The sequence below is a fragment of the Enterococcus sp. AZ062 genome (assembly GCF_051715065.1).
GTDB lineage: Bacteria > Bacillota > Bacilli > Lactobacillales > Enterococcaceae > Enterococcus_B > Enterococcus_B mundtii.
Map to the genome: position 1 here is coordinate 260,508 of NZ_JBIOTB010000001.1, position 25,247 is coordinate 285,754.

A 25,247-nucleotide genomic window follows, 5' to 3' on the forward strand; every position below is an offset into this window, starting at 1 on the left:
AAAGAGGCAATCACAAATGAGTGATTGCCTCTTGCTTATTTCAATCGTTGTTTAGTCGAACAAAGGGTGGTGAGTTGATTTATTTAGGGTAGAATAATGAGTGAGCAATTCCTGGTGCCCAGTTTGTATCACCGTAGTTCAAGTGAGACTGCCAAGTAATGTAAGTCACACCGTTGTGGACAACTTCTTCACCGGCTGTATAAGAAACAGGTGAGAAGAAGCTTCCTACTGTCCATTGACGTCCAGTAACGACTTCACCGCCGCCGTTTCCGCCATCGCCACCGTTTTCGTCACCTCCGCCATTTTCATCGCGATCAGTTGTGATTGTTAATGTGTTACTTTCATCTGAAACATCGCCTTCATTGCTGATTGCGCGTACTACAAATGAGTATTGTGTTTCAGCTTTTAAGCCTTCTACTTCAAAAACAGTTTCAGTTGTTGAACCAATTACTTGGCCATCACGCAAGATTTCGTATTCTTTGATTCCTTTTGAGTGAGTAGAAGCTCCCCACATCAATGAAACGCTAGAACTTGTCTGACCCATTGAGTGTAAGTGGCTAGGTGCAGTTGGTTTTTCTTCTGTAGTTTCAGATAAAGTTGTAACAGATAAAGCTGTTCTTTCAGAAACTAGACCTGTTTGTCCAACTGCTTCGATTTCATATTTATATGTAGTTTCTGCAGTTAGGTTTTGATCACTGAAATCTGGTGAAGCTGTGTTTCCTAATAATTGACCATCACGGTAAATGTTGAATGATGAAGCATTTGCTTGTCCGTCCCAAGTCAATTGAGTTGTTGAAGAAGTTACGTTAGTAGTACGAACGTTACGTGGTGCTGTTGGTGCTACTGGAATTGCTGAATCACCTTTCAAGTTCACATCGATTACTTGGTAGAATGCCATTGCTGTATCATCTACATCCCAAACTGCTAGAACAACATGATAACCAAGACGGTCATTAGGGATGTTCACTGAGTGTGATGGATTTGTTGCAGCTTGAGCCCCACCATGGTTGATCGTTGTTAACAATTCAAAATCGCTACGATCTAACTGATCATTTGGATTCCAATCAGCTTTTGTGATGTAGTAATGCCATTTAGTGGTGCTGTGTGATTGTGTATAGCGCCAAGTGAATGTATTAGGACCTGTGTTCAAGTCTTGTTTTGTCCACATAGTCGAAGTTTGACGGTCTAAGTTGAAGTTGTTTCCAACTGCACCGCTTGCAGAAGCAATCTGTCCGTCAGCAGGACCAGCTGCTGGGTAGCCTTTCAATGCTTCTAATGATTGTGGTTCATAGATTACTGGACCGTATTTTGCTAATGCAGAATCGTGATTAATTAGACGGTCGCGGTGTCCTTGATAAGAACGACTGATCGGTGACTGCACATAACCGTGAGCAGAAGCGTCTTGTCCTCCGATAGATAAACCTACTCCTAATAAAACGCTAGAGCATAGAACTGTTGCTAAAATTTGCTTTTTCATGTTTCCCTCCATAGATAAAATGATATTTTTAGATAACTAATAAGGTCGATGAGTATGACTCGTTCGATGTGTCTCGTTGTTATCTGTGTTTAATATTATCAGAGAATTGCACTATTGAATAATCTGTTTATACCGAACATTAGGTAAAATTGGGTCTTGACGTCAAATGAGGGTGTTTTTATCCAAAACATGAATAAATATTGATTTAAAGGCATTTTTATTGTCTTTTTTATTTGTTATTAGTTATTTGTTTTGTATAATAAATAACAATAAAAAAATAAAAAGATAAAATTTGATTCTAATTGAGAAAGCTTGAAATGACGTTTATAGTTATTTTTTGACGTTTGCTTATTTTTAAAATATATCTTTTTATTGACTGTTTTAGTCCTTTTTTGTAGATTTGATCATCAATTTTTTGGTTTGAGATTGTGATAGGAGTGTTCGGTCTTATTATCGAAAAAAGTCAATTTAGAATATCGTTTATTTGGATTCAAGAGTTTCGAGATGACTAAATACTACATCTCAAGCAATTCTATATATTTTATCTATTTATAGAAGGAACTGGATACGAAGAGGGAGAGAATGTGTTTTACAATCTGTGATAATGGATGAGCACTTTGAAAAACTAGCACCTGTATAATTCGTCTCGAATTTTACAGGTGCTAGCTTATTTTTGAGGCAAAGAAAGTTGTTCTAGCCTCAGTTTTATAGGGTTTTGTTTACGTGGAATGTTTTCTATATTATCGTTTTAATTATGTTTATAAGGTTTATTTTATTTAGGATAGAATAAGGCATGAGCAATTCCGGGTGCCCAGTTTGTATCTCCGTAGTTCAAGTGAGATTGCCAAGTGATGTATGTTACACCGTTGTGAATAACTTCTTCGCCTGCTGTATAAGAAACCGGTGCGAATAAGCTTCCTACTGTCCATTGACGTCCTGGAGTGACTTCGCCACCACCGTCGCCGCCATTGTCATCGTGATCTGTCGTAATAGATAACGCATTGCTTGCATCAGATAGTTCATCCGTATTGCTGACTGCGCGAACCACGAATGAGTAGGCAGTGTTTGCAGCTAATCCAGACACTTCGTATGCTGTTTCTTTTGTTGAACCAATCAATTGATTGTTACGGTAGATGTTGTATTGTTTGATTCCTTTTGAATGAGTAGAAGCGCTCCACATCAATGAAACACTTGAACTTGTTTGACCCATTGAGTGTAAGTGAGTCGGTGTAGTTGGTTTTTCTTGTGCATTTTCTGTTGCAGTTTTTACTGTCAAAGCTGTCTTAGCAGAGACTAAGCCAGTTTGTCCAACTGCTTCGATTTCATAGTTATAAGAAGTATCCGCAGTTAAGTTTGTATCATTGAAATCTGGCGATGATGTATTTCCAATCAATGCGCCATCACGATAAACATTATAAGATGCAGTATTCGCTTGACTATTCCAAGCTAATTGGACAGTTGAAAAAGTTACATTCGTCGCACGCACGTTTTGTGGTGCTGTTGGTGCTACTGGAATCGCAGAATCACCTTTCAAGTTGACATCGACTACTTGATAGAAGGCACCGCCTGTATCATGAATGTCCCATACAGCTAAAACAACATGATAACCGATACGGTCGTTTGGAATGTTGACTGTGTGGTTACGATTGTTTGCAGAAGCAGTTCCATCATGTTGGATTTCTGTAATCAACTCTAAATCGCTACGTTTCAGTGGTGCATTCGGGTTCCAACCTACTTTAGTAATGTAATAATGCCATTTAGTTGTACGGTGAGATTGTGTATAGCGCCATCTGAATGTGTTCGCTCCTGTTTCTAAGTTTTGTCTTGTCCACATTGTTTCTGTTTGGTTGTCTAATACAAAGCTTCGTTGAACAGCTCCGTTGGCTGAAGCGATGCGACCGTCGATAGGACCTCTTTCCGGGAATCCTTTACCGGCTTCTAATGATTGCGGTTCGTAAACCACAGGACCATACTTAGCTATTGCAGCAGCTAAGTTGACGTTGCGGTCTAAGTGCCCTTGATACGCACGACTGATCGGTGATTCAACATAACCGTGAGCAGAAGCGTCTTGTTCCCCGATCGCTAAGCTTGCTCCAAATAAAATCCCCGAGCATAAAACGGTACCCAAAATTTGTTTTTTCATTTTTTCCTCCATATGTAAATAAGATTTAGATAACGCATAATAAAAGACGAGTTTCGTAATTATCTCTTTATCGTGTTATCTGGAATTAAGATTATCAAAAAAAACGAATAGTTACGAATCAGTTTATACCGATGTGTAGGTAAAAAGAATAATAGAAACATAAATAATATGATTTGTTATAACGTTGATTTTTTAGGGGTTTTGGTACCGTGTTTGGAAAATAAGAACATTTTTTTATAAAAAAATATTTCTTGGTATTAAGAATCAAATGATTTTCCCTAGATTATATTTTAGTTATCTTAAAATAAAAGAAGTGGAATTATATAAAACGTAAATGAGGTAGTAGCAGTAGGGGGACAGATTCGATTGGTGATAAGCGAAGCAACAAAAATGTCTAATTACTGAGCTGTATGTGAAGAAGAATTGCTACGATTAAATAGAAAAAAGTGAAGAAATGATTGACAAAAAGAAATAGTTTTGGTATGATAATTAAGTTGAGAAATAAAAGCAGAAGCACCCGCTTCTCGCCTTAGTTGATACAGTCACTGGGCTAGATAGTTTTCATCTATATGTAGTATAGGTGGAGTACGTGCGGGTTCTATCAAAAGAACTCGTTTTTTTATTGCCGTTCATTCGGTAAGCTTTTCTTTCTCTCATAATATTTGGAGGTGAATGACCATAGCAAAGGATATGATGGTTAACGACGGCATTCGTGCACGTGAATTACGATTGATCGGTTCAGATGGTGAGCAATTAGGAGTTAAGTCAAAAGCAGAAGCATTGCAAATTGCAGAACAATCAAACTTGGATCTTGTGTTAGTTGCTCCAGGTGCGAAACCACCAGTAGCGCGAATCATGGACTACGGAAAATACCGTTTCGAGCAACAAAAGAAAGACCGCGAAGCGCGTAAAAAACAAAAAGTGATCAATGTAAAAGAAGTTCGTTTAAGTCCAACGATTGATTTGAATGACTTCAATACAAAACTTCGTAATGCACGTAAGTTCTTAGAGAAAGGCGATAAAGTGAAAGCTTCTATCCGTTTCAAAGGCCGTGCCATTACCCACAAAGAAATTGGTCAAAAAGTCTTGGATCGCTTAGCTGAAGAAACTGCTGATATTGCAACAGTGGAACAAAAAGCGAAAATGGACGGACGCAGCATGTTCTTGACGCTGGCACCGAAAAACGACAGTAAGTAATTTGAATGACTAACTGATTGTTGGACAGTCAATAGTCGGATAACGAAAGATTTTGAGGAGGAAATATAGTCATGCCAAAACAAAAAACACACCGCGGATCAGCAAAACGTTTCAAACGTACTGGTAAAGGCGGATTGAAACGCTTCCGTGCGTTTACAAGTCACCGTTTCCACGGTAAAACTAAAAAACAACGCCGTCAATTACGTAAAGCGCGCATGGTTTCTAGTGGCGATTTCAAACGTATTCGTCAACAACTAGCAAAAATGAAATAAGAACGTAAAATAACTGAAATTTAAAGATTTATTTTTATTAGGAGGAATTATACATGGCACGTGTAAAAGGTGGAACAGTAACTCGTAAACGTCGCAAAAAAATGCTGAAATTAGCAAAAGGTTACTACGGTTCAAAACACACTTTATTTAAAACAGCAAAAGAACAAGTAATGAATTCATACAACTACGCATATCGCGATCGTCGTCAAAAGAAACGCGACTTCCGTAAATTGTGGATCGCTCGTATCAACGCAGCGGCTCGTATGAATGGCTTAAGCTACTCAAAATTGATGCACGGTTTGAAATTAGCTGAAATCGACATCAACCGCAAAATGTTAGCTGACTTGGCTGTCCATGATGCAGCAGCATTTACTGCATTAGCTGACCAAGCAAAAAATGCTTTAGCTAAATAAGCGCTAGAATACCCAAACACATCCAGATTTTCTGGATGTGTCAGATTGTAGACAAACCTTATGTAAAAATGAGGTTTGTCTTTTTTATATGTATGTTTTCAATAATTAAAGAGAAATAGCTTTGTTTTTCTAAAGAAAAACACTCCTTTCTTGCTCTGCCTTTTTTGATTTTTACTAATTTTTTCATATTTAGGCAGGCAAAAGTAAGCCCAATTTTCATGTGCATTTTTTCAATTCCTATTTGATTCGTATAACGTAATCCGTGAAATTCTTTTGCTGTACCAAAAATTCGTTCAATTGTTTCTTTTCTTTTTCTGTATAGGTCTTTAAAATTTCTTTGGTGACGTATTTCCTCACATCGTTCGATTGCTTTCGCCCAAATATGTCTGGTGATTACTTTTGTATGATTTTTTGAATTTGTACAAGTAGATAGAACAGGACAATTTTTACATTCTTCTGGATTACTTTTGTATTCTAAATATCCTTTTCGATTCGTTGTCGAATAAGTGAGGATCTTATCATTAGGACAGATATAACAATCATAATATTCATCGTAGGAATAGTCGTTCTTCTTGAAATAACCCGCTTTCGTCATGGGTCGCTTATAAGGGAAAACAGGCGTCAGCTTCTCTTCGAGAAGTAATTGAGCGATTGCTGGCGTTTTATACCCAGCATCCATAATCAATTTATCTAGAGTAAAAGCTCCTTTGAGCTTTTTAAATAAAGTAATAAACGTACGACTATCATGTAAGTTTCCTGGGTGGGTCGTATAGCCTAGTATCCAGCCGTTTTTATCACATGCTACTTGTGCGCTATAAGCAAAAACTTCTTTATGCTCACCTTTATGAAACCAACCACTTTCGGGATCAGTCGTACTTGTTTTTTTCATAGCTATTTTAGTTTCTGCGTTTGTTTCTTTTAAGGGCTTTTTTAGGCGTTTTTCTCGATCTTTTTCAATTTCTTTTGTCAATTTTTCCGTATAAAAGAAGGCTTGATCCATCACTTCGACGGATTCTTTCTTGTTTCGATTCGCATGTGCTTTAATATGCGTCCCATCAATAAAAACTTCAGAGGTATCAACGATTCCTTCCATCATACATTGTGCTAAAATCTCATAAAAGATTTGTTCAAATGTAGTGGTTCCTTTGAACCGTCTCGTATAGTTTTTACCAAATGTAGAAAAATGAGGAACTGCATCTTCTAACCCTAACCCCAAAAACCATCGATAAGCGTTGTTCACTTCAATTTCTTTGATGGTTTGTCTCATGCTTTTAATACCAAAAAAATATTGAATCATCGGTAATTTAATTAGAAGAACGGGATCTAAGCTTGGCCGTCCTTGGGTTTCATCATATTTATCTTTTACCAAATCGTAAATAAAAGAAAAATCAATAAACTGATCCATTTGTCGTAATAAATGGTCTTGGGGAACTAAGTCTTCAAGAGCAAAAAAGCCCATCTGTGCACGCTTACTCATATCTTGTTTTGAGAGCATCGGGTTACACCTCCAATTCATAGTTTTATTTTAACGTATAAAAAAAGACAAAGCACTATAAATAAGTACTTTGTCTACAATCTGACACATCCAGATTTTCTGGATGTGTTTTTTTATAGCTATCATTCTTCAATAAAATTTCTGTTATCTACAAATAGATTGAAATAACCCAATAAATAAAGTACATGATATTTTTTTGAAAAGAGAGGTGATCATTGCTTATTTTTTATCTTAGATAGTAAATCTATTTATACAGTTAGCTAAATGAAATGTTTTTTGAAAAAACATTTTAATAGTCCATAATGAATCTTCTTTAATCATATGTCCTTGTTCTGTCGTCAATATTTAATGAAAGCGATTTCTCTGTAGGGTAGAATAAGTCAACTGATATATCAGTGAGATGAAATAGAATGGAGTGAGTCTATGAGCGAAATGATTATTGGCATGTTGTTGATTTTGTCGTTCTTTTTTATGGTTTGGTATTGTGTCAAAGGACTTAATTTGATGGTTGGTTTAGCAATCATGGCGACGATTTGGATGGGATTGGCGCTGATTGGTAATTTTTTCTCACCGAATGCTGCAATGGAAGGACAGTCAGTCATTGATGTGTTGACCCATGTATATGCTACTGGTCCAGCGGAATATGCGAAATCGATTTTAGTGAATGTATTCTTTGGTGCGTTTTTTGGTCGAGTGTTGGTAGATAGTGGGATAGCGGCTACATTGATTCGAAAAGTCGTAGAGCTTGGCGGTGATAAACCGCGGATCACGATGAGCCTTTTGTGTCTTGTAACGTCAATTATTTTTATGTCGATGACCGGGATTGGTCCAGTGATTTCAATTGCCGTGATCGTTTTACCGATTTTGATGTCGTTAGGAATTACTGCACCTGTTGCTCTATTTGCATTCATGGGTTCGATCATGGCAGGGATCTTTGCAAATATTGTCAATTTCAAGCAATATCAAACAATCTATGCAGGTTTTAATTCTGCGGCTGAAAATTATACATACAATGATTACTTTCAAATCGGAATGATTGGCATGATCGTAAGTTTAGTAATCGTTCTACTTGTAGCTAATATATCAATGAACCCGAAGAAACGCTATGCAATGGCAGCTGAACTTCCACGAGAAGGTGGGGAAGCACCAATAATTTCTTGGTTGGCAGTCGTTATACCTGTATTAGGAGTAGTGGTGTTAGAAATCCCGATCATTCTTGGTTTTATGTTGGCAGGGATCTGGGCGTTGCTATTTACAGGGAAATTACGTGGGGGATACAAGGAGATTTGTCGGCAATTCGCTAAATTATTTACAGATGGAGCAACAGATGTAGCACCGATGGTTGGCTTTTTGATGACTTTAGCGATGTTCAATAATTCGGCGGTATATGCTTCTTCTTATTTCTCTGCAATTTTGGGAGACTTTATTCCTCAGACACCTTTTGTGTTAGCACTTGCCTTTGGATTGTTGACGCCTCTGGGTTTTTTCCGTGGTCCGTTGAGTCTAGTCGGTTCGGGATCAGCAATTTTAGCAGTAGTTTTAGCCGTCAATCCGACGATGCCCGTGGCCTTCTTATTTCCACTATTTGCGACGACGACCATTGCGCCACAGCATTTAGATATCACTCAATCCTGGATCGCATGGGGATTAGGGTATACAAAAGTTTCCTCTCGTGAATTCATGAAAAAATCGATTCCGACAGGGTGGGCGATCGGTGTGATCGTCTGTATCTTGACGTTGATCCTTTATGGTAATTTTTGATAGGTATAGAAAGTAAAAAATTTGGAGGATGCAAAATGAAGCGTGCAGTAAGAATGGGCATCGATGTAGGCGGTACCCATACAAAAGCAGTCGCAATCGACAATGCGACACATGAAATCATCGGTAAATCATCTGTTAAAACAACGCATCACCATCCAGAGGGTGTAGCTGCCGGGGTCGTACAATCGTTCCAAAATTGTTTGCAAGAAAATCAAATCAGCCCCGAGGATGTTGTTTTTGTCGCTCATTCCACAACTCAAGCAACGAATGCCTTGATTGAAGGAGATGTGGCAAAAGTAGGAGTGATCGGAATGGCAAAGGGCGGTTTCGAAGGGTTTCTGGCGAAAAGACAAACTCGGTTAGCCCCAATCGATTTAGGGAATAATCGAAAAATAGACATTGCAAATGTGTTCTTGCCAATCAAACAATTGACAAATGAACGAGTGTTAGAGACGATTGCTACACTGAAAAAAGAACAGGCGGAAGTTTTAGTTTCTTCCATGGCTTTTGGCGTAGATAATAGTGAACCAGAACAAGTCATCTATTCACTTGCTTCGGAACAAGGGATACCAACAACGATGGCTTCTGAAATCACAAAGCTTTATGGTTTGACGAGACGCACACGAACGGCAGCGATCAATGCCTCGATTTTGCCTAAAATGTTAGAAACAGCGACATCAACTGAACGTTCCGTTCGAACTGCCGGTGTCAATGTTTCTTTGATGATCATGCGTGGTGATGGTGGGGTAATGGAAATCGCTGAAATGAAGAAGCGACCAGTATTAACGATGCTTTCAGGTCCAGCTGCCTCTGTCATGGGTTCTTTGATGTATTTACGTGCCTCGAATGGTGTGTATTTTGAAGTCGGAGGGACAACGACCAATATTGGTGTTATCAGGAATGGGCGTCCAGCCATCGATTACTCAGTGGTCGGCGGTCATGCGACCTATATTTCATCGTTAGATGTTCGTGTCTTAGGTGTGGCCGGTGGTTCAATGGTTCGGGCAGATCGCACAGGGATCCTTGACGTGGGACCACGTTCTGCCCATATCGCTGGATTGGATTATGCTGTATTCACACCGATTGAAAAAATCGATCAACCGAAAATCGTTTTTTTCTCACCCATTGAGGGAGATCCGGCTGATTATGTCAAAGTGATTTTGGCAGACGGAAAAGAGGTCACTATTACCAACACATGTGCAGCGAATGTTCTTGGGCTTGTCCAAGAAGAACACTTTTCCTATGGTGATCCACAAGCCGCAAGAAAAGCCATGGAAGCTTTAGCAGCTTATTGTCAGACTTCTGTGGAAGATATCGCTGAGCAGATCATGGCAAAAGCTTATGCAAAAATCGAACCAGTGATTTTGGAACTGGCAGAAAAATATCAATTGGAAAAAGAGCAAATCTCCTTGGTTGGGGTAGGCGGTGGAGCAGCGTCCTTGATTACTTATTTTAGTCAGAAAATGGGTGTTAAGTATTCAATACCAGAAAATGCGGAAGTGATCTCATCTATCGGTGTGGCATTAGCGATGGTGAGAGATGTAGTGGAACGGATCATTCCTTCACCAAGCAAAGAAGATATTCGAGGATTGAAAAATGAAGCGATGAATAAAGCAATCGAATCTGGCGCTACACCAGAATCGATTGAAGTCCATGTTGAAATTGATCCTCAAACCTCAAAAATCACGGCAATTGCCACAGGTTCAACGGAAGTCAAAGCGACTGACTTAACAAAGCAGATCAGTGAAATAGAGGCGTTGACATTAGCTGCAGAAGATTTACGGATGTCCCTCAAAGATGTTCGTTTATTAGCGAATACTGACTACTTCTATGTGATTGGAGAAAATAACCCAGAGCATGTGATCGGTGCGTTACGGATCATCGATCAAAAAGGATTCATCAAAGTTCAAAGAGGGTATGCGAAATGTCTGAAAACCACAGCTGAACAGTATCTCGCCGCTGTCCAACAGTTATGGGAAGAACTTGCAGTCTATCAGACTGAACTGATTGCTCGACCGGAATTTTATCTATGTATCGGCGCGCGTGTCGCAGATTTTTCGGCGACAGAATTTGAACAACTACAACTCTTGATGGAGTTAGAAATCGCGATGTTGGATCCAACGGAAGAAGTGATCGTGATTGCGGGAAATATCAAGCAAAAGTAAACTAGATGAGTTGATTTCAAAATTAATGAAGATTTCTGATAAACAGTGGTGTGATTATCAATTTCAACGAGATCTTTTAGTAGGGAAATTCTCACTTTCTGAGCAACGAGCGTGGGGAGAACTGGCGAGACAATGTGGAGAAAGGTTAGCAGAAGTGATTTATCGAAAGTACCGTACAAGGAATATTCATGCGCTTTGTCGTACATTCGATGTCGCTATCTCCTATGGAGAAACAGCATGGCGGAATGATCGTTTGACACTCGCGACTTACGATGAAACAACGGGGATCTGTTTAATGACAGAACCAATTCAGAAATTTGAACAGGAAAAGATCACTGAGCTCCCACTGGAACAAGTTACTTCTTTGATTTTAGCGCATGAATTATATCATCATCTTGAAACACGCGATCCTACATTGTATACCCAACAGAAAACCCTAGAACTATGGCGATTTTTTGGGTATCGTCATCAGTCTAAGATCCGAGCATTGAGTGAGATTGCAGCGATGAGCTTTTCGAAGAAGTTGAATAACGTGGGCTTCTCACCATATGTGTTAGAAGTCGCTATGACTTGGCCATATGACTCCCGATTATGTGAGTATCTCGTCCAGTCATTTAAGTCGTTTTGAATAAGAAAAAAAGGCATAGCCCTTCCTGAAAGTTCGGGAGGCTACGCCTTTTTTCATTATACTTCTGAAGAGATTATTTCAAAATAACTCGGATAATGAAGGATCACTTGTTCTTGTTCCTCAATGATCATATGGAGGTGGAGGTTACAAAGAAAGCCCACTTCATCAAGTGCGTGTTCTTTCATGGCTCTCAATAAGATTTGATGTTCATCTAATACACGGCCCCAATCTAATTCAGAAATCGTCAAACGCAACCAACGGAAACGATCTAAGTGAGTGCTATAGCTTTCAAGCCAAGTCCATATTTCTTCTTTCCCCGCGACTTTGTAACACATTTGGTGAAAGGCTTTATCCAAAAGAAAGAAGGTTTTTTTGTCTTGTGCCAAGATGGCTTGATCCGTCTGTTCTAAAATCATCTCCAAGCGTTGATGAACGGTATCGTTCATTTTAGCACTGCACTCTTGTAAAATCGGTTGCTCTAATTTTTCTCGCATGTAACGTGCCAAGTCTGCGGAACGTATGTCGATTTTTGAGATATATGTACCGGATTGAGGAATTGTTTTGATCAATTCCTGATTTCTAAGTTGGATCAATGCTTCTCGAATCGGCGTGCGTCCAATCGTTAGTTGTTCTTCTAAGATTCTGTCGGAAATCTTACTCCCGGGAGCTAATTCAGAATAGATGATTTGTTGTCTGATGGCTTCGTATGCTTGTTGTTGCAAATTGTTCCCCATAGAACACCCCTTTCAAAAAGTTATATCCAGTATAGCATATCCTTTACTGAGAACAGAATAAGGGGGAGGTAAGCAGATCAGCGAACAGAAACACAAAAATAGAGCCGCAAACGATTGGTTTGTCGACTCTTTTCAATACATATCCATAGTGCGAACATCTCATCCTTTCACGAAAGCAACAGTCAATCTGGGCGAACTTCCTGCAGTTGTTTGACACGACCACCGATTTGATTGGCAAAGGTTTCTGATTCTTTTTTGTCTTTGAAGACAAGCAAGGTTTCCGGGTTTTTTTCACGTGTGCGACAGCCAGTTTTATCAATATAACCGTGTAAGACTTTCACGACATACATTATAATCACCTGCTTTTTTTCTTTCCATTATACAAATCAGGGGTTAAAAGGCAAGAATAAACACTTATTTTTTCTTTTATTTCATTTCTGTTGCAGAATCAGGGTCTGTGTCGATGTTTGCATAAGTTTTAAACAGACTATCCAAGCTAGGATTTACACGGCCTAGTTTGACTAAACGTTGATTTTCTGCAAGCAAGAAACAGTGTTGGCTTGTACCGGTCGTCCGTAAACGCTGATCTTCTGTGTCGTAGATCTCATAACGGAAATTCAAGCGTGTACCTGTATAGCTTTCGATAATTGGTTGGATCAAGATTTTGTCCCCATAACGGATCATCTCTTTGTATTCGCAACTTACGCCTAGTACAGGGATGATGATGCCTTGTTCTTCGATTTTCTTGTAACTAAAATCCAAGTGTTCTAACAAGGCAACACGTGCTTCTTCGAACCAGCGGATATAGTTGCTGTGGTGAATGATACCCATTTGATCGGTTTCATAATAAAAAGGCTCTCTAAGGTAGCCGGTATATTTTTCCATTGTTATGCTCCTTCTTATCTTTGACTAAAATAATGCATCCATTCTGGGATGTACTGACTGATTTGAGTCGGTAAAACGACATACTGCTCTTTTGCTAATTGATCGCCGATAAAGCTATGCAAATAGACAGCAGCACTGATCGTTTGGTCATTTTTTGGAAACTGAGCTAAAAAACCAGCAATCATGCCAGCTAACGTATCCCCCATACCACCTGTTGCCATAGCTGGTGAACCTGCTGTATTGTAATAGATGCCATTTTGCCCATAGATCGTTGTTTGATGACTTTTTAAAACCAGGGATGCCCCTAATTCTTGTTGCTTCTGCTGATTATTCTCTTCAGATTGCTCATCTAAACGCAATCCACTGACGCGTTGCCATTCCACTTGATGGGGGGTGAGAACGGTATGCTCTGGATAAGGAAGCTCCAGCGAATGCCTAGCCAACAATGTCAGGGCAGAACCATCAATGACTAACCATTGTTTTTCTGTTTGTTTTGTTAGGACAAATTGCAGAAGTTCAAGGCTTTGTTGGTCGGTTCCTAATCCCGGACCAATCAGTAAGACATCGGCATCTTCAAAAGCCGAATGCCATGTTTCTTTATTTGTCCAATCCCCTACCATTGCCTCTGGTAAATGACTATGGACGGCCACGTGATTATTAGGATCTGTTACAACAGTTGTCAAGCCAGCGCCACTATGGACAGCTGCTAAAGCGCTCATGATGATCGCACCACCGAATTGCTCGTTTCCGCCAATCAACAGGACTTTACCAAATGTACCTTTATGAGATTCGATGGGGCGAGGAGTAATCACTTGTTGGAGTAATCGTTCATTTAATTCCATGGGAAAGCCTCCTTTTTTTCATTATAGCTTATAATATTTATGGAAAAAACTGTTTCGTTTATCCGTTGTCTGATTTTTTAAACAATTTGTCTGATTTATGTTATGATGAACTCGTAGACTGAATGAGTGGAGGAGTAACTTTATGACAATCAATTGGCAAAAAGAAGTCGAAGCACGTAAAGAAGACTTGCTTGAAGACTTAAAAAATCTTTTACGCGTAAGCAGTGAACGTGATGATTCAAAAGCAACTGCAGATGCACCATTTGGACCTGGGCCTCGTGACGCATTGAAACACATGCTTGCTTATGGTGAACGTGATGGCTTCGTTGTAAAAAACGTGGACAATTACGCAGGACACATCGATTTAGGTGAAGGAGACGAAACCTTAGGGATTTTTGGGCATATGGATGTTGTGCCTGCTGGCGATGGTTGGGATACTGATCCTTACGAACCAGTGATCAAAGACGGAAAAATCTTTGCTCGTGGGTCAAGTGATGACAAAGGTCCAAGTATGGCTGCCTATTATGCGATGAAAATCATCAAAGACCTAGATTTAGAATTATCGAAAAAAGTTCGCTTTGTCGTAGGTAGTGATGAAGAAAGTGGTTGGGCAGATATGGCTTACTACTTTGAACATGAAGAAGAACCTGATTTCGGTTTCTCACCAGATGCGGAATTCCCGATCATCAACGGAGAAAAAGGCAATGTTTCTTTCGCATTCCGTTTTAAAGGCGATAATGCCGGCGACTATGTATTGAAATCATTTACGTCAGGTTTACGTGAAAACATGGTGCCAGGAACAGCGACTGCAAAAATTGAAGTACCAAGCGCAGATGCAGCAGTTGCATTAGAAAAGGCATTTTATGAATTTATTGAAGCAAACCCAATCAATGGTTCGATTGAAGCAGAACATACATTTGTTACGATCAACGTAGTCGGAAAAGGGGCACATGGCGCAAGCCCACAATCTGGGATCAATGCCGGCTCTTTCTTAGCGAGCTTCCTTGATAATTATGAATTTATTGGTGCAGCTAAACAATTCATCCATGTGGCAGCTACTTACGTCCATGAAGACTTTTATGGTGAGAAATTAGGCGTTGCCCACGAAGACGAAAAAATGGGTAAACTAACAATGAACGCTGGGTTGTTTGCGTTTAAAGAAAATGGTTCAGAAGACGATAACTATATCAACATGAACTTCCGTTTTCCTAAAGGCACAACCACAGATGAATTAGAAAGCAAACTGAACAAAACAGTAGCAGACGAAGGTGCCTCAGTTACTCGTGGTGCCCGTGTAATGGAACCACATTATGTACCAATGGATGATCCGTTGGTTGAAACATTATTACAAGTCTACGAAGATCATACCGGCGAAAAAGGCTATGAGCAAATCATCGGTGGTGGCACATATGGACGCTTATTAAAACGCGGTGTGGCGTATGGCGCAATGTTCCCAGGCTACACAGATACGATGCACCAAGCAAATGAATTTATGAGTCTAGATGACTTGTTCCGTGCGACAGCGATTTATGCGGATGCTATCTATCGTTTGGCGAAGTAAATCATCTTTATTCGTACTTCAACATTCATTGAAAAAGTCAGAAATAGTTGTATGCCTAGCTTAGATATAACATGATAAAATCAATAGGTAACAAATGACAAAGACTTGAGTGACACCTGGCCTTCAGAGAATTGGGCTTCTCTGAAGGCTTTTTTTGGATTCCGAAAAGCGGATATGTTAGTAAATGAATAAACATCTGACTGACTAGTCATTTATTTATTAGTTATAGTTGTAAAGGTTGTTTACATTTGCTTGTTAATCTAATATTATAATAAGTGTATACAAATTTTGGAGGTGAAATGAATATGCCTAAATACATCGAAATCGCTCGTTCTTTGAAAAATAAGATTATCGAGGGTGAATTTAAAGAAGGCGAGCTATTACCAAACCAAGAAGCATTGGCAAAAACCTATCATACGAGTCGAGTAACTGTTAGAAAAGCGATACAGTTATTGATTGATGAATCTTTACTTTACACGAGACGGGGATCAGGGACATATGTTAGGAGCAATATAAAAAAGGACAATGAGAGTGTGACCCAGATCAATAGCGTATTTGGGACTTCTGCTCAAGAAGGGACGGCGGTGACCAGTAAAATCATCCGCTTTGATGTGCGTTTTCCCACTTCTTATGAGTCTGAAGAATTGAAAATAAAGGCGACTGATCCGGTCTATGATATTAAACGAGTGAGATATGTCGATGAAGAGGCGAGAAGTATAGAGACATCTATCATGCCTCTTAAGTACATCAAAGATTTGGATGAAGAGATTTTAAAGGGGTCTATCTATAACTATATCAGAGAAGAGTTAGGTTATGTGGTCAGTGCGGCCCGTCGAGTGATCATTGCTTCAAAAGCAAATCATTTAGACAGTGAAGAGTTTGAGATCGAGGTAGGCGACCCGATTTTGGAAACCAATCAGATCGTCTTTTTTGATGATGGTACGCCGTTTGATCTATCTAAGACAAGATATCCCTATACGTCAGGGAAAATAGTAGCAGATATCAATTAGATAATAATACTTAAAAGACTGTGCTTGTCACGATCAAGTGTGGTCTTTTTTCTTTCTTTTGAAAATAAGTATACACTAATTTTAATTTTGTGTTTACAAAAACGCTTACAGGTGATATTCTGTATTAGAAATTGATATACAACTATAGACAATTCAGGAGGCATAAATAAATGGATGAGAAAAAAAGGGAAGCTTTGATGGGGAAATTTGTTTTAACAGCTCAAAAAATCGGCAATCAAGTTTATTTAAGAACACTACGTGATTCATTTGCTACTATCATGCCTTTATTCATTTTAGCAGGTATTGCTATTTTAATTAATTCGGTAGTGTTAGATCCGTCAGGTTGGTTCCAAAATATGATCAGCGCGGACACAATGACATCTTGGCAAAACTGGGGATCGATCATTACGAACTCGACCCTTAATATCACTGGGATTATTCTTGTGATCACCATTGGCTATTTCTTGTCAAAAAATAGAGAGTATGATAATCCAATTGGCGTCGTGATCGCTGTTGTTCCAGCATTTTTGACGTTGCTTCCAACAATGATCGAGACAACGCCGATCAATGGGGAAACGGCTGTGGAAATCAGTGGGGTCATCAGTTACGGGAATATTGGTTCAAAAGGAGTCTTTGCTGCCATCATTACTGGATTATTGGCAACAGAGCTATACATTCGTCTGACACGTTCTAAAAAATTGCAAGTCAACTTAGGAGATAGTGTTCCGCCAGCGGTAGGAAAATCGTTTAACACGATGTTTCCATTGATCATTGTCGTTTCATTGTTTGCCTTTGCTTCATTTTTGATCCAACTAACAGGAAATGATTTTATGAGAATCATCGAGCAATTCATCCAAGAACCGTTACGTGGTGTAGGTACGTCATTTATTGGTTACTTATTTTTAGTTTGCTTTGGCAACTTACTATTTTCTTTCGGTATTCACCAATCTGTCATCACAGGTCCGATCTTAGATCCATTGTTGATGGTAAATATGAATGAGAATATGGCAGCTACTGCGAATGGTGAAGCTGCTCCTCACATCATTAACTCAGCGTTTCACCAAGTATATGGCGCTTTGATGGGTGGAACGGGTTCGACGATTGCTTTAGTGATAGCAATATTGATTTTTAGTCGCTATCAAGCATATAAAGATTTATCTAAGTTGGCGTTAGGCCCTAATATTTTCAACATCAATGAACCTGTGATTTTTGGATTACCGATCGTCTTCAACTTACCGATGATCATTCCTTTTGTATTGTCACCGATCATAGGTACGACCATTGGCTATTTAGCAACATCGATGCAGCTAGTCAATCGCTGTGTGGTGCCAATTCCTTGGACGACACCACCATTTTTAAGTGGCTTTTTAGCAACAGCAGGTGATTGGCGAGCAATTGTTGTTCAAGCGGTCATTATCGTTGCGTTAGTTTTCTTCTATCTGCCATTCTTGAAAATCAGTGAACGGGTTGCTCGTACAAATGCTGAGATGAGTCTTTCTTAAACGATTGCTAAAGGAAATAGACAAATGATAAATAGAACGATGATTGGAATGATAAGATGGTAAAGGAAAAATTTTTCTGGGGAGATTCCTCCTCAAGTATGCAAACGGAAGGTGCTTGGAACGAAGGCGGAAAAGGATTGTCTGTTTATGACCTTCGTGAAGCGACTGAAACTACTTCAGATTGGAAACATGGGATTGATCGCTATCATAGATATGAAGAAGATCTTGATTTGATGCAAGAAATGGGCATGAATTTTTATCGCTTCCAAACTTCTTGGTCACGTGTCAATCCTACAGGTGATGGGACATTCAATGAAGAAGGACTCTTGTTTTATGATCGTTACATTGATGCGATGCTAAAACGGAATATTGAACCCATGCTATGTCTCTATCATTTTGATATGCCACTTCATCTTGCACAAAATTACGATGGGTTTATGAGTAAACACGTCGTAGATGCTTTTGTGGAATATGGAAAAAAAATGGTGGATCGTTACAAGAATAAAGTCAAGTATTGGGTAACTTTCAATGAACAAAACTTGTATTCAACACCGTTGGCACTATTATACGGGGGAACATTGAATACGGAAGATACAGCGGATAACATTCATCAAATCGCGCATAATATCATGGTCGCACATGCCAAAATCGCCAACTATATCCATGAAACGACAGATGGTCAAATTGGCGGGATGTTAGCCTATTCCAATATGTACCCTGCGACAAATCACCCCAAAGATGTATTAATTGCGAGAGAATGGGATGAATTTATCAACCAGAATCTTTTAGATGCCTTTTGCGGACGTGGTTATTCGAAACAAGTTTTGACGTTTGAAGAACAGCATTTGAACGTAGACATGACAGAGGAAGAACTTGCTGAGATCGGAAAAGTAACAAGTGATTATTTAGCATTCAGTTACTATTGTACCGGAAGTATCAGTCATAAAAACATTCCAACAGATGTCGCACCAAACTATTATTTGACGTATGGTGAAGTGGAAAATCCATTTGTTTCGATGAATGAATGGAATCTGGGAATTGATCCTCTTGGATTTAGAGATATCATCAACAAGATGTATCAAAAGTACGATGTACCGATTTTCCCCGTTGAAAATGGGATAGGCACGCAGGAAAAGTGGGATGGCAATACACCTATTCAAGACGACTACCGCATTTATTACCATGAACAGCATATCAAAGCGATGCAAGATGCAATGAGCATGGACGGCTGTGAAGTACTAGGTTATCTTGGCTGGGGATTGATTGATCTACCTAGCTCAAAAGGTGATATGGAAAAAAGATACGGGATGGTTTACGTTAATAGAGGAAATCATGATCTACGTGATATGAAACGCGTACCTAAAAAAAGCTTCTATTGGTTCAAAGATTTTCTTGAAAAAGAGCAAGGCTGATAGAATGAGTAAATAATAGCAAAAAAGCTACATGTATTCGCTGGATCAAGTGAATGTATGTAGCTTTTTGTACGTTCTTATTCGTTTGGGTTAAGTGATAAATCAACCATACAGTTGGCTGACTGAATGTTTATAAGCGACTACCAACAGTAATGTTTCTCTTTATCGTTTGGAGGAAATACTTTTTTTATTTTCAAAAAAATTCGTTCATTCTGTCGAGATTTATTCAGTAAAATAATTACTAAAGGGGGAATTATGATGGAACACGAAACATTGGAAGGGCTTAGAGAAAGAAAACAGCGTAAATTAGCATCAGTTAAAGAGCAAGCATTAAATGAAGTCGACAGAAATAAAGAAGTAACGAAAGATAGTAAAGAAGTATTACACAGAGATGATTCTCAGGCTGTGGGGCAAAGCGAAAAAAATAAAGAGAGATAAATTTTCAAAAATCCAGAATATGAATAGAAGATACTTGAACGTCTCAGCATCCTGTTCGATTGATGCGACTTTCTAGATTTGTATGGTTACAGTGAATTTTAAAAACCAAGCTTTTTCAAAAGAAAGGAGAGCATGATGAAAGAAAAAGATCTAGATAAGTTAAAAGAGAAAAGAAGACAAGAAATCGAAGGTATCAAACAGCGCTCTTTTGCAGAAATCAGTAAAATCAAAGTGAATAATATGAAAAAACTAAAAGTAGACAAAATGGACTTTAAAGAAAAAAGAGCGAATCATCAAAAAAATGAAGGACGTGTACTATAAAATTTTTATTTTATTAGGAAGAGTTTTACAGAAGACGTCAACACAAAGAGCTTACACACCCAAAATTTGAAGTATTTTGGGTGTGTAAGCTCTTTGTGTTGATCGTAAGTTTAAGATAAGACAGCTGTTGCTAGCGCCTGTTGTACGGCGATGATATTCTTATCTTTTCTGAATTGTAAAGACTCTGCGGGTAGCTCTGCGCTAGAAATCCAAATTTTCAATTCGGCATCTAAATCAAAATGCCCACTTGTTTCAATCGAAAAACGTGAAATCGAACGGTAAGGGATCGATTTATATTCGCTTTTTTTACCGGTCATTCCTTGTTTATCGACGATAATCATCCGACGGTCGGTAAAAATAATCAAATCACGTACTAATTTGAACGCTAACTCTACCTGTTCCATTGGAATCAGGATCTCTTGAACTTCTCTTGTGATATTGGTTGTATCTTTTTGGGTAGCGTTACCCATCAAGCCATCAAATAGCCCCATAAAAACACTCCTTTAGTCGTAGGATAAAATCATTTTAGTAATCTACTTCATTGTAACAAAGCTTTTGAATGAACGAGCAATTTATTCTTCAAAAGAATAAAAAAATTGAATTTGTAAGGCTGAGTGAGACAAAGTCACGTTAAACAGATGGTTTGAGGTTTGACTTTATTAATGTTACGGTTGTTATGTAATTAAGAATAGAGGAGGCAAACTATGGGGAAATATGATTTACCGCAAGTAGAAACTCATCTTTATATTAATGGCAAATGGCTTGAAGGCTCTGAAGGAACAGTTGATGTCGCCAATCCAGCAACTGGTGAAACGTTAGCAAGCGTTCAACAAGGTGGCGAAAAAGAGACAAAAGAAGCCATTGAAGCTGCCAACAAGGCATTCGAAGGTTGGTCAAGAACGGCACCAAGCGAACGAGCAAAATTAATGAATAAAATGGCTGATCTAGTAGAAGAAGACAGCGAACGTTTAGCAAAAATCATGACGATGGAGCAAGGGAAACCGCTTGCTCAAGCGACGGCAGAAATCCAAACAAATGTCGAAAACCTTCGCTGGAATGCAGCGCAAGGCCAACGAATCATGGGAGAAATCATTCCTTCACCTGAAGGGAAACAATGGCAAGCACGTAAACAACCAGTAGGTGTCGTCGGCGCCATCACACCATGGAACTTTCCATCCAACATGATCATTCGTAAAATCTCGCCGGCAATCGCCGCAGGCTGTACGGTGATCTTAAAACCAGCAAAATCAACACCTCTATCAGCACTTGCGCTGATGGAACTATTCCACAAAGCTGGCTTTCCAGATGGCGTCGTAAATATCGTCATGGGGGACTCCTCAACTATTGGAAAGATTTTGTCTGAATCGGATGATATCCAAAAAATCACATTCACAGGTTCAACAGAAGTTGGACAAATTCTAAATGAACAAGCAGCACCTACCTTGAAAAAAGTTTCTATGGAGCTAGGTGGACATGCGCCATTTATTATTTTTCCAGATGCCGATGTAGAATTAGCAGTCGATACATTGATCAAAACGAAATTTATCAACAATGGACAAGTATGTACGTCACCAAATCGAATTTTTATCCATAAAGAAATCAAAGAACAAGCAACAAAATTGATTGTGGAAAAAATCAGAGAAGTGACTGTTGGAAATGGCTTAGACGATCCAACTACGGGGCCATTGATCAATGAAGAAGGCGTAAAAAAAGTTGAAGAACAACTAGAAGATGCAGTAGCTAAAGGAGCAGAAATCTTGGCTGGTGGTCATCGTCTAACGGACGGAGAATATGCAAATGGCTTTTTCTTTGAACCGACAGTATTAGATGGCGTGAAAAAGGAAATGGATATTTTCTACAATGAAACATTTGGACCAGTGATCCCAATCATTACATTTGAAGACGAAGAACAAGTAATCAAAGATGCCAATGATACGATTTTTGGTTTAGCATCATATTTCTTTGCGACGAATATCCATACGATCAACAATGTAAGCAATAAATTGCAATATGGCATGGTCGGTGTCAATGATACGACGATCTCAAATTCTGCGACACCATTTGGGGGAGTCAAACATTCAGGGTTTGGCCGTGAGAACGGAACTTTTGGGGTAGAGGAATATGTCGAAGTGAAGTTTGTGACGATTGCATCAGAGAAATAAATGATAAGATAAAAAGAAGAGGATGATTGCATAAAATCATCTCTCTTCTTTTTTATTTTGGTGATACTCATGATAAACATGATAGAGGTTCAGTTCGTACTCTTTCTTTGCATTTGTAACGACCGTATCTAAAATCATACCAGTAACTAGTGAAAGTAAAGCTAGGATCATCAATCCTGTACTTAATATGGCTGAAGGGACTTTAGTAATAAAGCTCGTCAACATAAACTCCCGAATGACAGGAATCCCAGTGAACAGACCAGCTAAAAAGAAAATGACTGTCCAGATATTGAAAAATAGGATAGGTTTATAATCTTTACACATTTTAATGATCATCATAATGACTTTGAAGCCATCAGAAAAGGTATTCAATTTTGATTCGCTACCTTCTGGGCGATCACGGTAATCAATAGGGAGCTCAACTAATTTGAATTTTTTATCTAAGGCATGAATGGTCAATTCCGTTTCGATTTGGAATCCCGCACTCATGATCGGAAAACTTTTGACAAAAATACGATTAAATCCTCGATAGCCAGTCATCACGTCTCTTATTTTTGTTTTATATAAACGAGTGATCGTATTTTTAACTAAATTATTGCCAAAATCATGGAAGGCGCGTTTATTTTCTTCAAAGTAAGTACCATTAGAAAGACGGTCGCCAATGACCATATCCGCTTCGCCAGAACGTAATTTTTCTAAAAGTCCATGTACGGCTTCGGCTGGATAAGTATCATCTCCGTCTACCATCAAGTAGTAGTCCGCATCAATATCAAAAAACATTTGACGAATGACATTTCCTTTACCTTGACGAGGTTCTTTTTTTACAATAGCACCCGCTGCAACTGCTAAGTCGTAGGTGTTGTCCGTTGAGTTATTGTCGTATACATAAATATCTGCTTCTGGTAATTCTCGTTTAAAGTCGGCAATGACTGTAGGAATCGTTGCTTCTTCATTATAACAAGGAATCAGGACAGCAATTTTTTCTGTGTGATTCATTTTTCACTCTCCTAAATAAATTGAAAAAGTTTAAACTAAGCATAACCTATCATGTACGTTTATACCAGTTTTTATGCAAAAAAAGAAGCTCTTATCCATAGGAAAGCCTATTTCTAAGAGAATCTTTTAAAAATGAAATCAAGCATCTGTTCCTTTTTTTCTAGAAATATCTAAAACAGTACCAGTATAGGCATCTGCTAAAAATTCATAATAGACGACTTCACCATCTTCTATGCGAGAAATCCCACCACGATAAGCTTTTGAATGAATTGCAAATTTACGTGTCGGTTCTTTCTCAAAAGAGATCCAGGAGCCTTCAATCGAGCCTTCATCTAAAAACGCTTCTTTGATGGTAGCTAAGACTTCATCAGCGGACATCGTTTTGTTGCGATTGTACCATAGTGCAGTTGCCACGCCACTTAATAATCCTAAACCAAGTCCGACAGCTAAACCACCTTTGAAATAGGCCTGTTCACTTTCTTCATACATGCTGCTTGCCCTCCTTTACACTTTCACAAGTTTCTTTGGCTTTATTTTACCACACTATCTGATTTTCTTTGAAATAAATAACCGTTTTGAAATAAAATACGGTATAATAATCACGATAGATTTGTCCAGATACTATTTTTTAAGACAAATCAAAGCTGAGATTGAAAGGAGACAAGTCTGAATTATAGACGATCATTATTATGGATGAAAAAACATTTCAACGTATTAAAGAATTAACAGAATTACAAGGAACAAGCGGTTTTGAACAAGACATCCGCGCGTACATGGAACAACACATGGAGCCACTAGTTGATGAATTACAATTAGATGGATTAGGTGGGATCTTTGGATTGCGCCATCACCAAGAAGCGGATGCCCCTCGTGTCATGGTGGCAGCACACATGGACGAAGTTGGTTTTATGTTGACACAAATCCAAGATAACGGATTGTTCAAAGTGGTTCCGCTAGGCGGTTGGAATCCTTATGTAGTATCGGCTCAACGCTTTACATTGAAGACATCAACAGGGAAAAATTACCCATGTATTTCTTCTTCTGTTCCACCACATTTATTACGTGGTACAAGCGGTCAAAAGTCAGTCGAAGTAACAGATATTTTATTTGATGCTGGTTTTGAATCAAAAGAAGAAGCAATGAGTTTTGGTGTCCTACCAGGAGATACGATCGTACCTTTTGCAGAAACGATCAAAACAGCAAACGGCAAAAATATCATCAGTAAATCATGGGACAACCGTTACGGTTGTACGATGGTCTTGGAAGCATTAGAAGCCCTAGAAAAAGAAACATTAGGTCATACGCTGATCGCCGGCGCCAATGTCCAAGAAGAAGTTGGTTTACGTGGATCAAAAGCTTCAGTGAACAAATTCAAACCTGATCTATTCTTTGCGGTAGACTGCTCTGCAGCAGATGATACAGTAACGAAAAAAGGCACATTTGGTCATCTAGGAGAAGGCACCTTGATGCGTATCCAAGATCCAGGATTGATCATGTTGCCGCGATTACGTGAATATTTATTAGATATTGCTGAAACAAACAATATTCCTTATCAATACTTTGTATCAAAAGGCGGTACCGACGCTGGTGCTGCTCATACACAAAATGAAGGAATCCCAAGTACCGTTATCGGTGTAGTTGGACGCTATATCCATACGCATCAAACGATGTTTAGTATCCGTGACTTTGAAGCAGCCAGAGAAATGTTGATCCAAACATTGAAGGGCTTAGATAAATCAACGGTGAATACGATCGTTTACGGAAAATAAGTAATCAACGAGTAAAGGCGATCCGCTTTTGCTCGTTTTTTATTTTTTAGATATAGTTTGGTCA

Annotated in this window: 24 protein-coding genes and 1 other annotated feature; of the genes, 14 read left to right on the forward strand and 10 right to left on the reverse strand. The window is 38.9% G+C overall.

Translation table 11 applies throughout. The features are described from left to right. Positions 1-79: 79 nt before the first annotated feature. Together IGJ00_RS01245 and IGJ00_RS01250 are read right to left on the reverse strand one after the other, a co-directional pair. Positions 80-1,477, reverse strand: a complete 1,398-nt coding sequence (locus IGJ00_RS01245) for a lytic polysaccharide monooxygenase (RefSeq protein WP_071866147.1) — start codon at positions 1,475-1,477, stop codon at positions 80-82. A 772-nt stretch (positions 1,478-2,249) separates the two neighbouring features. Continuing rightward, the gene (locus IGJ00_RS01250; RefSeq protein WP_438844020.1) at positions 2,250-3,620 is read right to left on the reverse strand and encodes a lytic polysaccharide monooxygenase; all 1,371 of its coding nucleotides are present in this window, start codon (positions 3,618-3,620) and stop codon (positions 2,250-2,252) included. A 499-nt stretch (positions 3,621-4,119) separates the two neighbouring features. Continuing rightward, positions 4,120-4,249: a sequence feature (ribosomal protein L20 leader region), on the forward strand. 43 nt (positions 4,250-4,292) lie between these two features. On the opposite strand from IGJ00_RS01250, the gene infC reads away from it, so the two are divergent. From infC to rplT, 3 genes are all read left to right on the forward strand, one after another. After that, complete coding sequence (gene infC / locus IGJ00_RS01255; RefSeq protein WP_010736567.1) at positions 4,293-4,817, forward strand: translation initiation factor IF-3; 525 nt, start codon at positions 4,293-4,295, stop codon at positions 4,815-4,817. A 71-nt stretch (positions 4,818-4,888) separates the two neighbouring features. After that, positions 4,889-5,089 (forward strand): 50S ribosomal protein L35, encoded by a 201-nt coding sequence (gene rpmI, locus IGJ00_RS01260; protein ID WP_010736566.1) that lies wholly within the window; start codon positions 4,889-4,891, stop codon positions 5,087-5,089. 53 nt (positions 5,090-5,142) lie between these two features. Beyond that, positions 5,143-5,502 carry a 50S ribosomal protein L20 gene (gene rplT, locus IGJ00_RS01265; RefSeq protein WP_086335334.1) on the forward strand — a complete coding sequence of 120 codons (360 nt, stop codon included), beginning with the start codon at positions 5,143-5,145 and terminating at the stop codon, positions 5,500-5,502. A gap of 58 nt (positions 5,503-5,560) precedes the next feature. Here the strand turns inward: rplT and IGJ00_RS01270 are convergent, their stop codons facing one another. Next, a complete protein-coding gene (locus IGJ00_RS01270) occupies positions 5,561-6,997 on the reverse strand; it encodes an IS1182 family transposase (protein WP_438844021.1) in 1,437 nt (478 codons plus the stop codon). Positions 6,998-7,420: 423 nt separating this feature from the next. Between IGJ00_RS01270 and IGJ00_RS01275 the strand changes: the two genes are divergently transcribed. The 3 genes from IGJ00_RS01275 to IGJ00_RS01285 are packed head-to-tail and all read left to right on the forward strand — an operon-like array spanning position 7,421 to position 11,551. Next, a complete protein-coding gene (locus tag IGJ00_RS01275; RefSeq protein ID WP_438844022.1) occupies positions 7,421-8,758 on the forward strand; it encodes a citrate transporter in 1,338 nt (445 codons plus the stop codon). 35 nt (positions 8,759-8,793) lie between these two features. Beyond that, the gene (locus IGJ00_RS01280) at positions 8,794-10,923 is read left to right on the forward strand and encodes a hydantoinase/oxoprolinase family protein (RefSeq protein WP_438844023.1); all 2,130 of its coding nucleotides are present in this window, start codon (positions 8,794-8,796) and stop codon (positions 10,921-10,923) included. Then, positions 10,898-11,551: a hypothetical protein gene (locus IGJ00_RS01285; protein ID WP_260697885.1), complete on the forward strand. Its 654-nt coding sequence runs from the start codon at positions 10,898-10,900 to the stop codon at positions 11,549-11,551. The genes IGJ00_RS01280 and IGJ00_RS01285 overlap by 26 nt, the downstream gene beginning before the upstream one ends. Before the next feature lie 56 nt (positions 11,552-11,607). On the opposite strand, the gene IGJ00_RS01290 is transcribed toward IGJ00_RS01285, so the two are convergent. The 4 genes from IGJ00_RS01290 to IGJ00_RS01305 form a co-directional block, all read right to left on the reverse strand. Beyond that, entirely contained in the window at positions 11,608-12,285 is a 678-nt protein-coding gene (locus tag IGJ00_RS01290; RefSeq protein WP_161641632.1) for a GntR family transcriptional regulator, read from the reverse strand. Positions 12,286-12,467: 182 nt separating this feature from the next. After that, on the reverse strand, positions 12,468-12,635 hold the full coding sequence (locus IGJ00_RS01295) for a hypothetical protein (protein ID WP_169823213.1): 168 nt from the start codon (positions 12,633-12,635) through the stop codon (positions 12,468-12,470). 76 nt (positions 12,636-12,711) lie between these two features. Further along, positions 12,712-13,170: an acyl-CoA thioesterase gene (locus tag IGJ00_RS01300; protein WP_071866155.1), complete on the reverse strand. Its 459-nt coding sequence runs from the start codon at positions 13,168-13,170 to the stop codon at positions 12,712-12,714. A 14-nt stretch (positions 13,171-13,184) separates the two neighbouring features. Further along, positions 13,185-14,012, reverse strand: coding sequence for an NAD(P)H-hydrate dehydratase (locus IGJ00_RS01305; protein ID WP_438844024.1), 828 nt, complete (start codon positions 14,010-14,012; stop codon positions 13,185-13,187). Positions 14,013-14,154: 142 nt separating this feature from the next. Here IGJ00_RS01305 and pepV point away from each other — a divergent pair, with 142 nt between their 5' ends. From pepV to IGJ00_RS01335, 6 genes are all read left to right on the forward strand, one after another. Then, entirely contained in the window at positions 14,155-15,573 is a 1,419-nt protein-coding gene (gene pepV, locus IGJ00_RS01310) for a dipeptidase PepV (protein WP_071866157.1), read from the forward strand. A gap of 305 nt (positions 15,574-15,878) precedes the next feature. After that, positions 15,879-16,583, forward strand: a complete 705-nt coding sequence (locus IGJ00_RS01315; protein WP_071866158.1) for a GntR family transcriptional regulator — start codon at positions 15,879-15,881, stop codon at positions 16,581-16,583. Between the two features lie 170 nt (positions 16,584-16,753). Next, a complete protein-coding gene (locus IGJ00_RS01320) occupies positions 16,754-18,085 on the forward strand; it encodes a PTS sugar transporter subunit IIC (RefSeq protein ID WP_438844025.1) in 1,332 nt (443 codons plus the stop codon). A gap of 56 nt (positions 18,086-18,141) precedes the next feature. After that, positions 18,142-19,497: a glycoside hydrolase family 1 protein gene (locus tag IGJ00_RS01325; RefSeq protein WP_195513328.1), complete on the forward strand. Its 1,356-nt coding sequence runs from the start codon at positions 18,142-18,144 to the stop codon at positions 19,495-19,497. 258 nt (positions 19,498-19,755) lie between these two features. Further along, positions 19,756-19,935, forward strand: a complete 180-nt coding sequence (locus IGJ00_RS01330) for a hypothetical protein (RefSeq protein WP_071866161.1) — start codon at positions 19,756-19,758, stop codon at positions 19,933-19,935. 135 nt (positions 19,936-20,070) lie between these two features. Then, a complete protein-coding gene (locus IGJ00_RS01335; protein ID WP_074799613.1) occupies positions 20,071-20,256 on the forward strand; it encodes a hypothetical protein in 186 nt (61 codons plus the stop codon). A 110-nt stretch (positions 20,257-20,366) separates the two neighbouring features. Here the strand turns inward: IGJ00_RS01335 and IGJ00_RS01340 are convergent, their stop codons facing one another. Next, positions 20,367-20,747, reverse strand: a complete 381-nt coding sequence (locus tag IGJ00_RS01340; protein WP_065096934.1) for a PH domain-containing protein — start codon at positions 20,745-20,747, stop codon at positions 20,367-20,369. 213 nt (positions 20,748-20,960) lie between these two features. Here IGJ00_RS01340 and IGJ00_RS01345 point away from each other — a divergent pair, with 213 nt between their 5' ends. Further along, complete coding sequence (locus IGJ00_RS01345; protein WP_438844026.1) at positions 20,961-22,418, forward strand: NAD-dependent succinate-semialdehyde dehydrogenase; 1,458 nt, start codon at positions 20,961-20,963, stop codon at positions 22,416-22,418. 36 nt (positions 22,419-22,454) lie between these two features. Here the strand turns inward: IGJ00_RS01345 and IGJ00_RS01350 are convergent, their stop codons facing one another. Further along, on the reverse strand, positions 22,455-23,414 hold the full coding sequence (locus IGJ00_RS01350; RefSeq protein ID WP_062805833.1) for a glycosyltransferase family 2 protein: 960 nt from the start codon (positions 23,412-23,414) through the stop codon (positions 22,455-22,457). A 138-nt stretch (positions 23,415-23,552) separates the two neighbouring features. Further along, on the reverse strand, positions 23,553-23,903 hold the full coding sequence (locus IGJ00_RS01355) for a PepSY domain-containing protein (protein WP_019724280.1): 351 nt from the start codon (positions 23,901-23,903) through the stop codon (positions 23,553-23,555). A gap of 200 nt (positions 23,904-24,103) precedes the next feature. On the opposite strand from IGJ00_RS01355, the gene pepA reads away from it, so the two are divergent. Further along, positions 24,104-25,183, forward strand: a complete 1,080-nt coding sequence (pepA, locus tag IGJ00_RS01360; protein WP_019724279.1) for a glutamyl aminopeptidase — start codon at positions 24,104-24,106, stop codon at positions 25,181-25,183. Positions 25,184-25,247: the final 64 nt, after the last annotated feature.

Bases quoted from the DNA above. Each gene is read 5' to 3' on its own strand.
- IGJ00_RS01245 (WP_071866147.1), bottom strand. From the start codon at position 1,477: ATGAAAAAGCAAATTTTAGCAACAGTTCTATGCTCTAGCGTTTTATTA.
- IGJ00_RS01250 (WP_438844020.1), bottom strand. From the start codon at position 3,620: ATGAAAAAACAAATTTTGGGTACCGTTTTATGCTCGGGGATTTTATTT.
- infC (WP_010736567.1), top strand. From the start codon at position 4,293: ATGACCATAGCAAAGGATATGATGGTTAACGACGGCATTCGTGCACGT.
- rpmI (WP_010736566.1), top strand. From the start codon at position 4,889: ATGCCAAAACAAAAAACACACCGCGGATCAGCAAAACGTTTCAAACGT.
- rplT (WP_086335334.1), top strand. From the start codon at position 5,143: ATGGCACGTGTAAAAGGTGGAACAGTAACTCGTAAACGTCGCAAAAAA.
- IGJ00_RS01270 (WP_438844021.1), bottom strand. From the start codon at position 6,997: ATGCTCTCAAAACAAGATATGAGTAAGCGTGCACAGATGGGCTTTTTT.
- IGJ00_RS01275 (WP_438844022.1), top strand. From the start codon at position 7,421: ATGAGCGAAATGATTATTGGCATGTTGTTGATTTTGTCGTTCTTTTTT.
- IGJ00_RS01280 (WP_438844023.1), top strand. From the start codon at position 8,794: ATGAAGCGTGCAGTAAGAATGGGCATCGATGTAGGCGGTACCCATACA.
- IGJ00_RS01290 (WP_161641632.1), bottom strand. From the start codon at position 12,285: ATGGGGAACAATTTGCAACAACAAGCATACGAAGCCATCAGACAACAA.
- IGJ00_RS01295 (WP_169823213.1), bottom strand. From the start codon at position 12,635: ATGTATGTCGTGAAAGTCTTACACGGTTATATTGATAAAACTGGCTGT.
- IGJ00_RS01300 (WP_071866155.1), bottom strand. From the start codon at position 13,170: ATGGAAAAATATACCGGCTACCTTAGAGAGCCTTTTTATTATGAAACC.
- IGJ00_RS01305 (WP_438844024.1), bottom strand. From the start codon at position 14,012: ATGGAATTAAATGAACGATTACTCCAACAAGTGATTACTCCTCGCCCC.
- pepV (WP_071866157.1), top strand. From the start codon at position 14,155: ATGACAATCAATTGGCAAAAAGAAGTCGAAGCACGTAAAGAAGACTTG.
- IGJ00_RS01315 (WP_071866158.1), top strand. From the start codon at position 15,879: ATGCCTAAATACATCGAAATCGCTCGTTCTTTGAAAAATAAGATTATC.
- IGJ00_RS01320 (WP_438844025.1), top strand. From the start codon at position 16,754: ATGGATGAGAAAAAAAGGGAAGCTTTGATGGGGAAATTTGTTTTAACA.
- IGJ00_RS01325 (WP_195513328.1), top strand. From the start codon at position 18,142: ATGGTAAAGGAAAAATTTTTCTGGGGAGATTCCTCCTCAAGTATGCAA.
- IGJ00_RS01330 (WP_071866161.1), top strand. From the start codon at position 19,756: ATGGAACACGAAACATTGGAAGGGCTTAGAGAAAGAAAACAGCGTAAA.
- IGJ00_RS01335 (WP_074799613.1), top strand. From the start codon at position 20,071: ATGAAAGAAAAAGATCTAGATAAGTTAAAAGAGAAAAGAAGACAAGAA.
- IGJ00_RS01340 (WP_065096934.1), bottom strand. From the start codon at position 20,747: ATGGGGCTATTTGATGGCTTGATGGGTAACGCTACCCAAAAAGATACA.
- IGJ00_RS01345 (WP_438844026.1), top strand. From the start codon at position 20,961: ATGGGGAAATATGATTTACCGCAAGTAGAAACTCATCTTTATATTAAT.
- IGJ00_RS01350 (WP_062805833.1), bottom strand. From the start codon at position 23,414: ATGAATCACACAGAAAAAATTGCTGTCCTGATTCCTTGTTATAATGAA.
- IGJ00_RS01355 (WP_019724280.1), bottom strand. From the start codon at position 23,903: ATGTATGAAGAAAGTGAACAGGCCTATTTCAAAGGTGGTTTAGCTGTC.
- pepA (WP_019724279.1), top strand. From the start codon at position 24,104: ATGGATGAAAAAACATTTCAACGTATTAAAGAATTAACAGAATTACAA.